The organism is Microcystis sp. LE19-131.1A (assembly GCF_027532015.1).
GTDB lineage: Bacteria > Cyanobacteriota > Cyanobacteriia > Cyanobacteriales > Microcystaceae > Microcystis > Microcystis ichthyoblabe_A.
In genome coordinates this window covers 1-13,488 of sequence record NZ_JAPZSS010000304.1, presented here as the reverse complement: position 1 = coordinate 13,488, position 13,488 = coordinate 1, and the positions used below count along the sequence as shown (strand labels likewise).

The window sequence follows — 13,488 nt, the reverse complement described above, 5'->3', positions numbered from 1 at the left end:
ATGGAGGAAGACTAACTATGGTCGTCCGCACAACGGCGGCTAGTCCGAAAAAGCGGACCAAATCCCCAGAGGAAACGCACATAGACGAGAGTGCCAAAGTCCACACCTTCTCTAACCTCAGTGGCGCTATCGAGATCGGGGCGCGAGTGGTGATCGCTCCGGGGACTTCCATCCGCGCCGATGAAGGAACCCCCTTTCACATTGGCGACGACAGCAAAATTCAGGACGGAGCAATCATCCACGGTTTAGAAAAAAGCCGTGTGGTGGGAGATGACGGCCGAGAATATTCGGTGTGGATCGGCCGGGGCAGCTGCATCACCCACATGGCACTCATTCACGGGCCTGCCTATGTGGGCGATCGCTGTTTTATCGGTTTTCGCTCCACCGTCTTTAATGCCCGCATCGGGGCCGATTGCATCGTCATGATGCACGCCCTCGTTCAAGACGTGGAAATCCCCGCCGGTAAATTCGTGCCATCCGGTTCCGTGATCACCAGCCAACAACAGGCTGATCGCTTACCCGATGTCACAGAAATCGATCGAGCCTTCACTCGTCACATTGTCGATATCGACCTCGCCCCCAGCGTCCCGGTCAAAGCCCACAGCCCAGCGACTCCTCCACCGGCAGCCGCTATAAACATCGCTAATGAGACGCTATATAGAAATTCGGTGACACCTATGAGTTTAAATACAAACATTCGAGCGCAGGTTCGCTCCCTCCTCTCCCAAGGCTACAAGATCGGCATCGAATACGCTGACAAACGCCGCTTTAAAACCAGTTCTTGGTTAAGTGCCGGCTTTATCGACGGCGGCCGCGAAGAACAGGTATCCCAATCCCTAGAAGCCTCCCTGAGAGACCTGCAAGGCGAATACGTCCGCCTGATCGGAGTCGATCCCGCCGCTAAACGGCGCATACTGGAAATGATTATCCAACGCCCCGAAGACACCCCGGGAGAAACGGCCCGCACCACCACCGCCGTCCACGGCGGTCATGGCAACGGTAACGGCCATTCCGACCTGTCCGTACAAGTGCGTTCCCTGCTGGCCCAAGGACTGAAAATTGCCACCGAACACGCGGATAAACGCCGGTTTAAAACCAGTTCTTGGTTAACCGGACCGGCGATCGAAACCAAGAGCGAAGCGGGCATCATTCGCGATATTGAAGCGATCGTGACTGAAAATAGCGATGAGTACGTCCGCCTGATCGGGATCGACCCGCAAGCGAAAAAACGGGTCGTCGAAATGATTATTCACCGCCCTGGGGGAAGCAGCACCCCCGCTAGTAACGGCAGCGGCAAAGCCAGCAGCTACAGCGCCCCCGCTAGTAACGGAGCCAGTCATAGCAGCAGTGGTAGCTTAAGTGGGGAAACGATCTCTCAAATTCGTTCCCTGCTCGCCCAAGGCTACAAAATCGGCACCGAACACGCGGATAAACGCCGGTTTAAAACCAGTTCTTGGCAGAGTTGCGCCCCGATCGAAAGCAATCGCGAATCTGATGTAATTACTGCTTTGGAAGATTGTTTACGCGAACATAGCGGCGAATACGTCCGCTTACTGGGTATCGATGCTAAAGCCAAAAAACGGGTTTTAGAAACAGTGATCCAGCGTCCCGATGGTTCGGTGGCTAGCAATGGCAACGGTAAAACCGCCACCGTTGCTGAACCGAGTTTCAAAAGCTATGCTTCTGGTTCTTCTGGCGGCGGTACTGCCACTTTAACCAGTACCTTAACCGCAGAAACGATCACTCAAATTCGCTCTTTATTGAACCAAGGTCACAAAATCGGGGCCGAACACGCGGATAAACGTCGTTTTAAAACCAGTTCTTGGCAAAGCTGCACCCCGATCGAGAGCAGTCGCGAATCCGATGTGGTGGCCGCTTTAGAAACCTGTCTGCGCGACCATCAAGGGGAATACGTTCGTCTAATCGGGATTGACTCCCAAGCGAAACGTCGTGTTCTCGAATCGATTATTCAACGCCCTTAATTTCAGGACTCGGCGATCGGTGAAGGGAGATAGGTGTTAGGTGTTGGCGGATCGGGAAAAATACCGGAAACTCTAACCCCTACCCCCTAACCCCCGCTCACTGATCACTGATCACTGAATAACTGTCAATTATGTCCTTACCCCCCGTTCAACCTATTAGCCGCTCGGAATTCTATGTCAATGGTGATGTAACCATTGATGAGAGTGCGATCGTGGCTCCGGGGGTGATTCTCCGAGCAGCCCCCAATAGCCAAATAATTATCGGTGCGGGTGCTTGCCTGGGTATGGGAACAATTTTAACCGCCTATCAGGGTGTTATTGCTATCGGTGCGGGAGCAATTTTAGGTACAGGTGTTCTGGTCGTCGGTCGGGGTGAAATCGGTGAAAATGCCTGTATTGGGTCAACCACAACGATTTTTAATGCTTCTGTGGCAGCGATGTCGCTCGTGCCGTCCGGTTCCCTGATCGGAGATACTTCCCGTCAAATTACCATCGAAGTGTCAGCGACCCGATCGGAACCGGAAAGACCCCCTTTACCGGAACCGCAACCCGTAGTCAGTCAAGTGTCCCCAGTGCCGTCAGTGGAGGAAGTGGTCTCCGAAACCGTGGCCAGTCCTTGGGATGGCGAGGAAACGGTGGCCGGGGCCAGTCCTGCGGAAACCAGAGAACCAGCATCTACTACTAACCGACCGAATCAAGCATCGGTGGTCGGAAAGGTCTATATCAATCAGTTATTGGTCACGCTATTTCCAGAACGTCATCGTTTTAATGGCAACAATAACCTTAATTCTTGAAGGGGAAAATAATCGTTCATAAGCCAAAAATCTCAACAATAATTACTGAGTAATTAGACCTAATTTATCTAGAGTTCACTGCTGTCTAACTGTCCTCTAGGTACTGGGTATAATTGCTTAGAAATCTAATTAATCTTTAGCGATTGCCGACATTTTTTGAGGTTGTAATTATTGATAATCTTCCTCAATTAAGGATTAGCTTTAATCGCTCAAAGCCTGATGAGCAGAAGTTTCTGCGTGTCAATCAGGTAAATTTTTGTTGATTTTTTTGTGTTTTTGTAGAGATTGTCAAAGTTAGATGACGACAGATTAAAGAAACTAATCCCCCCGAGAAAAAAAAACAATCAAAATTTTAGGGATAAAGAAAAAAATGATCAGAATAGGGTAAAGTTCGTGTTAAGATGATCAGTTGAAAAAAACATTAGTGAAAATTGCTCCCTAACTTCGCTCCTAGCAGCAGGGGAAAGGAGCTTAAGAAAAATCTATGTCGGTTGACGGCGAGATTTTACAGGTGCGACTAATCATGCAGTTTATGGAGGAATAACCCCAATGGTGCAAGCCAAATCCAAAGGTTTCCAGGCCGGCGTAAAAGACTACCGCCTGACTTACTACACCCCCGACTACACCCCCAAAGATACCGATCTACTAGCTTGCTTCCGGGTAACACCCCAACCAGGAGTTCCTCCTGAAGAAGCAGGTGCGGCGGTAGCGGCGGAATCTTCCACAGGTACCTGGACCACCGTTTGGACCGATAACTTAACCGACCTCGATCGCTATAAAGGCCGTTGTTATGATATCGAACCCGTACCCAACGAAGATAACCAATTCTTCTGTTTCGTTGCCTATCCTTTAGATCTATTTGAAGAAGGTTCCGTCACCAACATCCTCACCTCGATCGTTGGTAACGTTTTCGGTTTCAAAGCTCTACGCGGTCTCCGTTTAGAAGATATCCGTTTCCCCGTCGCTTTAATCAAAACCTTCCAAGGTCCTCCCCACGGTATCACCGTTGAACGGGACAAATTAAACAAATACGGTCGCCCCCTACTCGGTTGCACCATCAAACCCAAACTCGGCCTTTCCGCTAAAAACTACGGTCGTGCCGTTTATGAATGTCTCCGCGGTGGTTTAGACTTCACCAAAGACGACGAAAATATTAACTCTCAACCCTTCATGCGTTGGCGCGATCGTTTCCTTTTCGTCCAAGAGGCGATCGTTAAATCCCAAGCAGAAACCAACGAAGTTAAAGGACATTACCTCAACGTAACCGCTCCTACCTGCGAGCAGATGATGCAACGGGCTGAATTCGCCGCCGAAATCAAAACCCCCATCATCATGCACGACTACCTCACCGGTGGTTTCACCGCTAACACCACCCTGGCGAAATTCTGCCGCGACAAAGGGTTACTGCTCCACATTCACCGGGCAATGCACGCGGTTATCGACCGTCAGAAAAATCATGGTATCCACTTCCGCGTTTTAGCTAAGTGCTTACGTCTCTCTGGTGGTGATCACCTGCACTCGGGAACCGTTGTCGGTAAACTCGAAGGTGAACGCGGCATCACGATGGGTTTTGTTGACCTGATGCGTGAAGACTATGTAGAAGAAGATCGCGCTCGTGGTATTTTCTTCACCCAAGACTACGCCTCCTTACCCGGGGTAATGCCGGTTGCTTCTGGTGGTATCCACGTTTGGCATATGCCCGCGTTGGTGGAAATCTTCGGTGACGATTCCTGCTTACAGTTCGGTGGTGGAACCCTCGGCCACCCCTGGGGTAACGCACCGGGTGCCACCGCTAACCGTGTGGCTCTGGAAGCTTGTATCCAAGCTCGTAACGAAGGACGCTCCTTGGCCCGCGAAGGTAACGACGTTATCCGGGAAGCTTGCCGTTGGAGTCCTGAACTGGCTGCCGCTTGCGAACTCTGGAAAGAAATCAAATTCGAGTTCGAGGCTATGGATACCCTCTAATACAGCCCTTCAGAAGGTTGTTAGCAGTTATCGGTGCAAAATAATGCCGGGGACTTGCCCAAAATCGGCAAGCAGTCGCTAGAATTTCAACACTGATAACTGTCTAGCCAATAACTGAAAACTGTATAAAATGTATCCGAAAAAAGTTGTTCAAGATACCGCGAAAGTCTTACAAAGTTACCTAACTTACCAAGCGGTTCGCACGATTATCGATCAATTGTCAGAAACTAATCCAACTTTAGCTATTTGGCTGAGTCACTATACTTCTAGCCATTCCATTCAGGATGGCGAGGCTTATATTGCGGGGTTAATGACTGAGAATAAAGAGTTAGTTTTGCGGATCATGACGGTAAGAGAACATCTAGCCGAACAGGTTTTAGAGTTCTTGCCAGAGATGGTAAAAACGGGAATTATTAATGACAATACCGAACATCGTCGGCAACTTTTGGAACGTCTCACCCGTACTGCTATAAGTCAACCAGAGACATCGGAATTAAATCTCGATGTTGATGATCTACCCAACCCATAAGGAATCAAGAAACCCATGAAAACTTTACCTAAAGAGAAGCGTTACGAAACTCTTTCCTACTTGCCCCCCCTCACCGATCAACAAATTGCTAAACAAATTCAATACATGATCGATCAGGGTTATATTCCTGCTGTGGAATTTGAAAAAGATCCCAAACCCGCGGATTATCATTGGACGATGTGGAAACTGCCTTTATTCTCTGTTTCTGGTCCCCAAGAAGTTCTTAATGAAGTTCGCGAGTGCCGCACCGAGTATTCTGATTGCTACATCCGCGTTATCGCTTTTGACAACATCAAACAATGTCAAACCATGAGCTTTATTGTTCATAAACCCAATGTCGGCCGCTACTAATTTGGCTGTAGTTTAAAGGTTTGTAGGGATGGCCGCGAGGCCATCCTTTTTTTGGTGGTTTTTAACACGGGTAAACGATCGGCCGATATTTGGTAAGTTAGAAGTGATGAACTGACTGCCGATCGAACCTATGCCCCGTACTCATCTATTAGATACCCGAACCAGCAATTTTAGCGATCTCATCGGCAATGGCAAAATCTACCGAGTTCCCCCTTTTCAAAGAGATTATTCGTGGAAGGAAGAAAATTGGGAAGATCTCTGGCAGGATATTCAAACGCTCTATGAAAACCCCGATTCTAGTCATTACATGGGAGCGATCGTTTTACAGGGTTCCCAGCGATCGGATACGGATTTTACAATTATTGACGGACAACAACGATTGGTAACGATTAGTATTCTCGCTATAGCGATTATCGAAAAAATTCAAACGTTAATCGATCGGGGGGAAGAAGCGGAAGCGAATAGAGAACGACAACGGCTTCTCAAAAGCGGTTATTTGAGTAATAAAGATCTGGGTTCTTTAAAAGAATCTAGTAAATTAATTTTGAATGAAAATAATAATGATTTTTATCAAAGTCGTCTCATTAACTTTAGACCTCCTCGCAATCCTCGATCGCTCGCAAAATCCAACCAACTCCTATGGAAAGCTTTTCAATACTTTTCGGATTCATTGCAAAAGCTTACAAGCGTAGTTAACAGTGGAAAAGAACTGGCAATTTTTTTAACGGATACCGTTGCCAAAAGACTCTTATTTATTCAGATTAATGTTGAAGATGAATTGAATGCGTATACGGTTTTCGAAACCCTAAACGCTAGAGGGATAGAGCTAAGTTCAACCGATCTATTAAAAAATTATTTGTTTTCTCTTTTCCGAGGGGCGGATGATTTGCGAGAAGGACAACGACAGTGGAGAGGAATTATTGATACCGTTACAATGGAAAAATTCCCCGAGTTCCTACGTTACTATCTCAGCCTCACGCGGACGAGAGTAAGACGGGAACGTTTATTTAAAAGGGTTCGAGAGTCTATACAAAACGCTGAAAGCGCGTTTAAATTACTCGAACAACTCGAAGAATATAGTGGTCTTTTTATCGCTCTTAATAATCCCAATGATGAATTCTGGCAAGATACTCCAGATAATATCCCTTATATTCGAGAAATTGAACTATTTGGCGTAAAACAAGCCTATCCAGTTTTATTCTCGGCATATAATAAATTTTCAAGCGAGAACTTCACCCGCCTACTAAAATTGGTTTGTATAATTTCGTTTCGATACACGATTGTCAGTAGTCTTAACCCGAATGAGCTAGAAGGGATTTATAATAAGATAGCAATCGCCATAAATAATGGCGAAATGACGACTCCGAGGCAAGTTTTCGAGGGCTTGCGATCGGTTTATGTCACGGATACTAAGTTCGTGCAGGATTTTTCGATTCTTTCGATTTCTACCAGAGGTCAAAAGAAAAAACTGGTTCGATATATTCTCTGGAAATTAGAAATGGACAAATCGGGTCGATCTAATATAGCGGAAGATGGATTCTCGATCGAGCATATTCTACCAGAATCGCCGAGCGATCGATGGCGCGTTGACTTTCTCGATAACGAGATCGAGGAAATGACCTATCGGATCGGTAACTTGATTCCTTTAGAAGCTAATTTGAATCGTCAAATCGGCAATCAATACTATACAGATAAACAAGAGATTTACCAACAAAGCGATTATGCTCTAGCGAGAAATATAGTACCAGAGGAATGGACACCGGACACGATCGCTAAACGTCAAGAAAGTTTAGCCCGACGAGCGGTTCATATTTGGAAATCCGACTTTGTTTGAGAGCGGGTTAAAAAATGTTCTCGATTCGCTTTTACTTGGGAATAGATTTCTAGGATAATTTTCACGAGGAAGCGATCGATCTGTCAGGATTTCGAGCGATCGAGGGAAACCTGATTATCGATCGTCGATTTGAACCGACCAATCCGGATCTCCTTGCAATTGTAAAGATTTTGCGGTTTGAAAAAAAGTTTTCGTAGGTTTCCGGTCTTGAGTTTGAATACCTTCAACAATAATTCTATCTGCTGTACCTACTGATAGATCTAAAGGTAATTCGAGTTGTATTTCCATACAATCAGATAAACTTTTTACTTTGTGATTCATAATTTCCCGATTATTTTTATCTTTGTTTTTCCTAAGCTTACCTTTCTTTTGGGTTTGTTCGGCATTGAGCCTACTTGCCTCACTTCTCGTAAGCCAAGCACAATTTTCTGGAAAAAATCCTTGGTTTTTATCTAGCCTAGAAAATACCATATTTTTTTCAGGGGGATGACCAACATCTTGTAGGAACCGCTTAAAATCACGCCATGAATCATGAACTTCAACTCCTGGTATATAGTCTTTGGAATTGGGATTTATCACACAGTGAATTATTCGGCTCCAAGCTTTGTAAACTTGTGTTTTTACTAGGCTTTCGCCAGGTTTGGCAGGAGTTTTAATATCGATACGCCCTAGACTAATCCTTAACGAGGACAGGCTGCTTTTTTATTTTTTGATTCGATTCGTCAAACTATACCGATATTTTCTAGGTGTCGATAGCCTTGAATAGAGGTTCCTTTTAGGTTCAAAAATTTGTCAACTATCATAGGTAAAATACTCTCGTTTTTGGCGATTATATCAAATCTTAACTCTATTGTCTATCTTTTGGTATTAACCTGTTTGTGCCGTAAGTCTCTCCCTCTATGAATTTTAGCTTTTATTTTAAGTTAATTATTTGCATAGCAATTCTGGAATAGCCTATTTTTTCCGATTTTATTGATACAAAGAGCGGGTGAAATCTAAAACTTTTTGTTGCTTTTCTTTGGGTAATTTATCGATTAAAGCTGTTAGCTTTTCTGTTAAAGATAACCAAGTTTTGTTCTGAGCTTTCCAGATGACAATAAATTGCTGCATTGGGAGAGAACAAAGGGCGATAGTTTCCCCTAGATTATTACTAAATTCAATTTCGTAACAACCATCATTGTAGTCTTCAACAATTGTCCCTTGTTCTCCCATTATTAAGTTATGTTCAGGCAAGTCAACTAATAATTCCACAAGGTCAAATAATTCTGGTTTAATCATGGTCTTTTTCTCACATATAAAGTTACTAATTTAGCTGTATCACTATCAGGCTCAACAATCCATCCAGTCCTCACTATTTCTTGTTGCCCTGGTTCAATTCCTGTAATTTCTAGGTCAACTTGATAGCGTTTGCCATGTCGATCTGTACTTTGATAAACAGCTTTTGCTTCAAGGGCTTTGTTAGCGATTTGTTGTAGAAGTGGCTCATAATTATCTTGAGTATATCCTAAGTGGCGTTGAAACATGATGGCTTTATTTAATCCTTTTGGATTGTCTAAATTGAGAGCATATTGGGTTAATTTTCTAGAATCTATTTTGACTTTGTTGACAATATCTTTTAATTTCATTGGAATTAAGACGATTATTAATTTTGACTTTGCCTCTAGTTTCATATTTCATAAGGGAGCATCTCACCCTTGCAATAAGTAGAAATGCTTAATGAGATCAATAAAAAAGTTAAAAAAGGCAACCATTTAGCTCTGGACTTTACCCGTACAAAAATACTAGCTATGGATAAAAGTCTTACAGAGCCTGAGTTAAAGCCATATAATACCAATGAGCTACTGAACACAAAATCCTGAAGTCTTTACGCAGATAGGGTTTGCGGCAAAAATCTTCCAATTTGACCTTTCGACCATTATAGCTTGTTTCGGGGCAGAAAACCAGCAAAAACATGGCTACAGAGGGAATCGCTTACTCTAAAGATTAATGACATCATCTGTGATCATAAGGTTAGCGATCACTATAAAGCCAACTCCACCGAATCGCTCTACTCTAGATACAGTCAACGGTACAGCCATTTTCAAGGGAAAAATGTACCCGGTAGCGTCTTTTCAATTTTTTCTGAGAAGCCCCATGCAGTAAGGGTAAGGGTTCCGCCCTAATGCCAATAAACAGCGATCTTATCTCCCCAAGCCTAGATTATACTGTTCGGATATGCCCTGCCCTACAGTTTGAGTTTTCAAGGTTATGGGTGCTAGTTTTCGGTACTTGTTAGAGTCTATAAGCTGCCCCGGTATTGGAACTTTTAGTACAAATGCTCAAACTGCACCAGTCAAGATTTAATGGGTGAAAAGTATGTTAACATCCCTGACTCTTCGGAATTTCAAAAGCTATCAGGAGGCAACCTTGTCTCTAGCACCCATAACCTTTTTAATCGGTGCTAATGCGTCAGGGAAAAGTAATGCACTAGAAGCAATTCGCTTACTTTCGTGGTTAGCGAAAGGCAGCAGGTTAGATGACATTGAACGCAACATTCAAAGCGGGAATGCAATTGCTCGTGGACAAGTGATCGATCTTTTCGGTGCAGAAAAACAGTATTTTACCTTAGCAACACACATTGATAACGCTCCTGACGGTTGGACTGATTTCGAGATTGAAATTGGGCTATTATCAGACCAACTTATTATAATCGGAGAAAGTGTCAGTAAAGCTAGTAAAGATCAGGAATTAACACTTTACAAAATTGATGGCGATCCCAACTCACACACCGATGAAATTAGGGTGATGTATAACAATTTTAATAAAGGTGGTAAAAAGCCCCACATACCTTGCTCTAACCGACAAGCTATTTTTTATCAATTGGAAACTCCCAGTCGGTTCCAGCAAAGTCATACTAAATCACAAAAAATTATTCCAGCAGTTACTAAAGTAATTCGAGAAACCTTGAGGAATATCGTCTTTCTTGATCCTCGTCCAGCAGTAATGCGGGATTATGCTTACGCTAAAGATGATAATATTAAAGAAGATGGCTCTAACCTTTCTAGTGTTCTTTACGCAGTTTGTCAGCAGGGAGAGACTCAAAAAAACAAGTTGCTTGACTTCATTCGTTCATTACCAGAACAGGATATTACCGATATTCGCTTTATCATTACAGACCGCAAGGATGTTATGGTGAAACTAATAGAGTCTTTTGGGAACAAAGAACATCAGATAGATGCTCCTTTGTTGTCTGATGGTACTCTGAGAGTTTTAGCGATTGCTGCAACTCTACTAAGTGTAAATCCTGGAACTTTCGTAATTATTGAAGAGATCGATAACGGTGTTCATCCCAGTCGTGCAGATAATTTAGTTAAGCAAATTCGGGAGATCGCCTTAGAAAGAAAACTGAGGGTACTGATCACCTCCCATAACCCGGCGTTACTAGATGCAGTACCCGATAGTGATATTGGAAATGTACTTTGTTGTTACCGAGATCCGCAAGCAGGAGATAGTCGTATTGTCCGATTAGCTGATTTAGAGCGTTTCCCCGAATTAATTGTGCAGGGAACTCTTGGTCAGTTGATGACTAAACAAGTATTAGATAAGTTCTTAAAGGATAAGTCCACAGCAGAACAACGTCAACAAAACGCGCTAAGTTGGTTAGAGCAATTAAAACAGGGAGAAGTAGCCTGATGGGAGCTATTTGTCTGATCGATACTTCGATCTTTTTAGAGATACTTAATGTCCCCCACAAAGCGAGTCAATCTGAGTTAATACTTCAAAAATTAGAAGAGAAAATTAAAGCTAGGGAATCTCTTTTTTTGCCAATGGCAACCATTCTGGAAACTGGCAATCATATTGCCAAGGCCAAAAAGGTAGATGGCAATCAGCGACGTATTTGTGCAGAAAAATTTGTAAATCAGGTAACACAAGCTCTTGAAGGAAAATCTCCCTTCACCCCTATTAATTTTCTAAAGAAAGAAGACCTGCAAGGATGGTTAAAAGAGTTTCCTGATGAAGCGATGCGAGGTAGGGGACTGGGAGACCTTTCTATCATTCATGATTGGCAGAAAATTTGTGATCAAAATCCAAGCCGCCGCGTCTATATATGGTCTTTGGACAAACACCTTAAAGGTTACGAGCGGCCACCGAAGTTATGAGTAATTGACTACGGATTTAGTTTTAATAGTCGATTTGTATTTTAAAAAGTAGAGATTTAATTATTGGACTTCCCCGTCAACAAAAGGCCATAACCCGTGCTGTATCTGAATGTGCCTTTACTGGGTACAAATTAAGGAAACCCCGAATAAATCTAACGCATGATTGTTGCCGAGGAGAATTACGATTAGGGAATTTTCCCCTAAACTTCCCCCACTGACCTATAAGTAAATATTATGATAAACATGGGTACATCCAGAAAAATCAACGGCTGCATCCCTGGGGCGGGGTTGGGGAAGTGGCGAGAAAAAAGCTGGTAAAATAACTCTAGGCAACCTTAAAAAGAATTCATGAAAGCGCAAACAACAAGTAAAGATAGCCTGATCCTACGGCAAGAAGTAGTGGGAGCGCGTCGCCCTAGTAACTATTTTTGGGCTGTAATCGTCTCTATTGGCGGTCTAGGGTTTCTCCTTGCCGGTCTTTCCAGTTATTTGAAGGTCAATCTACTTCTCGTTAGCGATACCAGTGCCTTACAATTTATTCCCCAAGGGGTCGCCCTCCTCTTTTATGGCACTGCGGGGACCCTCTTAGCCATCTATCTCTGGTTATCTCTCCTCTGGAATGTCGGAGGTGGTTACAACGAGTTTAATAAGGAAACCGGCAAACTTAAAATCTTTCGTTGGGGCTACCCTGGCAAAAATCGTCGCGTTGATCTCGATTGGCCTCTCGAAGATGTGCAAGCTGTGCGGGCCGAAGTGCGAGAAGGACTCAACCCGAAACGGGAACTATTCCTACGGATTAAACAGCGTCGCGATATCCCTCTAACTCGCGTCGGTGATCCGATGTCCCTCTCGGAATTGGAAAATCAAGGAGCGGAACTCGCTCGTTTTCTGGAAATTCCTCTAGAGGGATTGTAGGCCTTTTTTCGCTCTTTTTGGCTATAAAATGATGAAGATAAGAAAATCTGGCTGGCTGTCTGTGGTTTGTGTTTTTTTAATCACAACGACCACACTTTTCGGCTGTTCTTCCCCAGAAGCTAACTCCACCCCCGATAATTCTAGTATCACCCAAACCTCTCAACCTGCCAGTTCGGGCAGTGTCAACATGGATAATTACAAACCCCGCTTAGATGGAACTGCTGTCGTCGAGATGATCATCAAAGGTAAACCGGTAACGATCGAAATTGATGGCAATGCGGCCCCAGTTACTGCCGGTAATTTTGTGGATCTGGTGGAGAGAGGTTTTTATAATGGTTTAACTTTCCATCGCGTGGTTACAGAACCGCAGCCTTTTGTCGCCCAAGGTGGTGATCCCCAAGGTCGCGGAACCGGTGGTTTTGTTGATCCAGAAACCAAGCAATCCCGTTATGTTCCCCTAGAAATTCTCCTTAAAGACGAAAAAGAGCCGATTTATGGGAAATCAATCGGTCAACAGGCCACGTCGCGCACTCCCATCGTCGCTTTACCCCATAAACGCGGTGCGATCGCGATGGCCCGTTCTCAACAACCTAATTCCGCTTCTTCTCAGTTTTATTTTGCCCTGTCGGATATCAATTTCCTCGATGGTGATTATGCCGTTTTTGGTTATGTAACTGAGGGAATGGAAGTGATCGATACGATCAAACAAGGGGATAAAATTGACTCGGCCAAAGTTGTTTCTGGTGCAGAAAATCTGAAAAAATAGCGATCGGTTAGGGTGGGTTCGCGGGACGATAATTTAATTTTCCCCCTAACCCACCCAATCATTTAATATTCCGATAACTGATAAGTAGTCATGCAAAATTAATTACCCAAATAAAAAATTAAGAAGTATAATACATAAAAAAACGAAGCAGCAGGAAAATACAATGAGATTGATTAGAGACCTAAACCCCGAGAGCCAGAAAATGCTAGAGAG

Annotated in this window: 13 protein-coding genes; 10 read left to right on the top strand and 3 right to left on the bottom strand. The window is 44.0% G+C overall.

Annotated elements, in window-relative coordinates:
* Window positions 1–17: 17 nt before the first annotated feature.
* The 6 genes from O9323_RS21125 to O9323_RS21100 all read left to right on the top strand — a co-directional run bounded on the left by O9323_RS21125 (window position 18) and on the right by O9323_RS21100 (window position 7,455).
* Window positions 18–1,982 carry a RuBisCO small subunit-like domain-containing protein gene (locus tag O9323_RS21125; RefSeq protein ID WP_149107664.1) on the top strand — a complete coding sequence of 655 codons (1,965 nt, stop codon included), beginning with the start codon at window positions 18–20 and terminating at the stop codon, window positions 1,980–1,982.
* A 131-nt stretch (window positions 1,983–2,113) separates the two neighbouring features.
* Window positions 2,114–2,776 (top strand): beta-carboxysome scaffolding protein CcmN, encoded by a 663-nt coding sequence (ccmN, locus tag O9323_RS21120; protein ID WP_002753362.1) that lies wholly within the window; start codon window positions 2,114–2,116, stop codon window positions 2,774–2,776.
* 549 nt (window positions 2,777–3,325) lie between these two features.
* Window positions 3,326–4,741: a form I ribulose bisphosphate carboxylase large subunit gene (locus tag O9323_RS21115; protein ID WP_002753365.1), complete on the top strand. Its 1,416-nt coding sequence runs from the start codon at window positions 3,326–3,328 to the stop codon at window positions 4,739–4,741.
* Between the two features lie 130 nt (window positions 4,742–4,871).
* Complete coding sequence (gene rcbX, locus O9323_RS21110; RefSeq protein ID WP_002732424.1) at window positions 4,872–5,270, top strand: RuBisCO chaperone RbcX; 399 nt, start codon at window positions 4,872–4,874, stop codon at window positions 5,268–5,270.
* A gap of 15 nt (window positions 5,271–5,285) precedes the next feature.
* Window positions 5,286–5,621, top strand: coding sequence for a ribulose bisphosphate carboxylase small subunit (locus O9323_RS21105; protein ID WP_002732395.1), 336 nt, complete (start codon window positions 5,286–5,288; stop codon window positions 5,619–5,621).
* Between the two features lie 130 nt (window positions 5,622–5,751).
* Window positions 5,752–7,455, top strand: a complete 1,704-nt coding sequence (locus O9323_RS21100) for a DUF262 domain-containing protein (protein WP_002753366.1) — start codon at window positions 5,752–5,754, stop codon at window positions 7,453–7,455.
* Window positions 7,456–7,569: 114 nt separating this feature from the next.
* On the opposite strand, the gene O9323_RS21095 is transcribed toward O9323_RS21100, so the two are convergent.
* The 3 genes from O9323_RS21095 to O9323_RS21085 form a co-directional block, all read right to left on the bottom strand.
* Window positions 7,570–8,034, bottom strand: a complete 465-nt coding sequence (locus O9323_RS21095; RefSeq protein ID WP_002753367.1) for a hypothetical protein — start codon at window positions 8,032–8,034, stop codon at window positions 7,570–7,572.
* A gap of 390 nt (window positions 8,035–8,424) precedes the next feature.
* On the bottom strand, window positions 8,425–8,733 hold the full coding sequence (locus O9323_RS21090) for a DUF4926 domain-containing protein (protein ID WP_002753368.1): 309 nt from the start codon (window positions 8,731–8,733) through the stop codon (window positions 8,425–8,427).
* Window positions 8,730–9,080, bottom strand: a complete 351-nt coding sequence (locus O9323_RS21085) for a DUF6883 domain-containing protein (RefSeq protein ID WP_002732192.1) — start codon at window positions 9,078–9,080, stop codon at window positions 8,730–8,732. The genes O9323_RS21090 and O9323_RS21085 overlap by 4 nt, the downstream gene beginning before the upstream one ends.
* Window positions 9,081–9,810: 730 nt before the next feature.
* Here O9323_RS21085 and O9323_RS21080 point away from each other — a divergent pair.
* From O9323_RS21080 to O9323_RS21065, 4 genes are all read left to right on the top strand, one after another.
* Entirely contained in the window at window positions 9,811–11,127 is a 1,317-nt protein-coding gene (locus tag O9323_RS21080; protein ID WP_002753370.1) for an AAA family ATPase, read from the top strand.
* Window positions 11,127–11,594, top strand: a complete 468-nt coding sequence (locus O9323_RS21075) for a hypothetical protein (RefSeq protein WP_002753371.1) — start codon at window positions 11,127–11,129, stop codon at window positions 11,592–11,594. Before O9323_RS21080 ends, O9323_RS21075 begins: the two co-directional genes overlap by 1 nt.
* 348 nt (window positions 11,595–11,942) lie before the next feature.
* Entirely contained in the window at window positions 11,943–12,509 is a 567-nt protein-coding gene (locus O9323_RS21070) for a photosystem I assembly protein Ycf4 (protein ID WP_002733435.1), read from the top strand.
* Window positions 12,510–12,537: 28 nt separating this feature from the next.
* Window positions 12,538–13,275 carry a peptidylprolyl isomerase gene (locus tag O9323_RS21065; RefSeq protein ID WP_002753373.1) on the top strand — a complete coding sequence of 246 codons (738 nt, stop codon included), beginning with the start codon at window positions 12,538–12,540 and terminating at the stop codon, window positions 13,273–13,275.
* Window positions 13,276–13,488 lie beyond the last annotated feature (213 nt).

Coding starts and splice junctions, on each gene's coding strand:
- O9323_RS21125 (WP_149107664.1), top strand. CDS start 18: ATGGTCGTCCGCACAACGGCGGCTAGTCCGAAAAAGCGGACCAAATCC.
- ccmN (WP_002753362.1), top strand. CDS start 2,114: ATGTCCTTACCCCCCGTTCAACCTATTAGCCGCTCGGAATTCTATGTC.
- O9323_RS21115 (WP_002753365.1), top strand. CDS start 3,326: ATGGTGCAAGCCAAATCCAAAGGTTTCCAGGCCGGCGTAAAAGACTAC.
- rcbX (WP_002732424.1), top strand. CDS start 4,872: ATGTATCCGAAAAAAGTTGTTCAAGATACCGCGAAAGTCTTACAAAGT.
- O9323_RS21105 (WP_002732395.1), top strand. CDS start 5,286: ATGAAAACTTTACCTAAAGAGAAGCGTTACGAAACTCTTTCCTACTTG.
- O9323_RS21100 (WP_002753366.1), top strand. CDS start 5,752: ATGCCCCGTACTCATCTATTAGATACCCGAACCAGCAATTTTAGCGAT.
- O9323_RS21090 (WP_002753368.1), bottom strand. CDS start 8,733: ATGATTAAACCAGAATTATTTGACCTTGTGGAATTATTAGTTGACTTG.
- O9323_RS21085 (WP_002732192.1), bottom strand. CDS start 9,080: ATGAAATTAAAAGATATTGTCAACAAAGTCAAAATAGATTCTAGAAAA.
- O9323_RS21080 (WP_002753370.1), top strand. CDS start 9,811: ATGTTAACATCCCTGACTCTTCGGAATTTCAAAAGCTATCAGGAGGCA.
- O9323_RS21075 (WP_002753371.1), top strand. CDS start 11,127: ATGGGAGCTATTTGTCTGATCGATACTTCGATCTTTTTAGAGATACTT.
- O9323_RS21070 (WP_002733435.1), top strand. CDS start 11,943: ATGAAAGCGCAAACAACAAGTAAAGATAGCCTGATCCTACGGCAAGAA.
- O9323_RS21065 (WP_002753373.1), top strand. CDS start 12,538: ATGATGAAGATAAGAAAATCTGGCTGGCTGTCTGTGGTTTGTGTTTTT.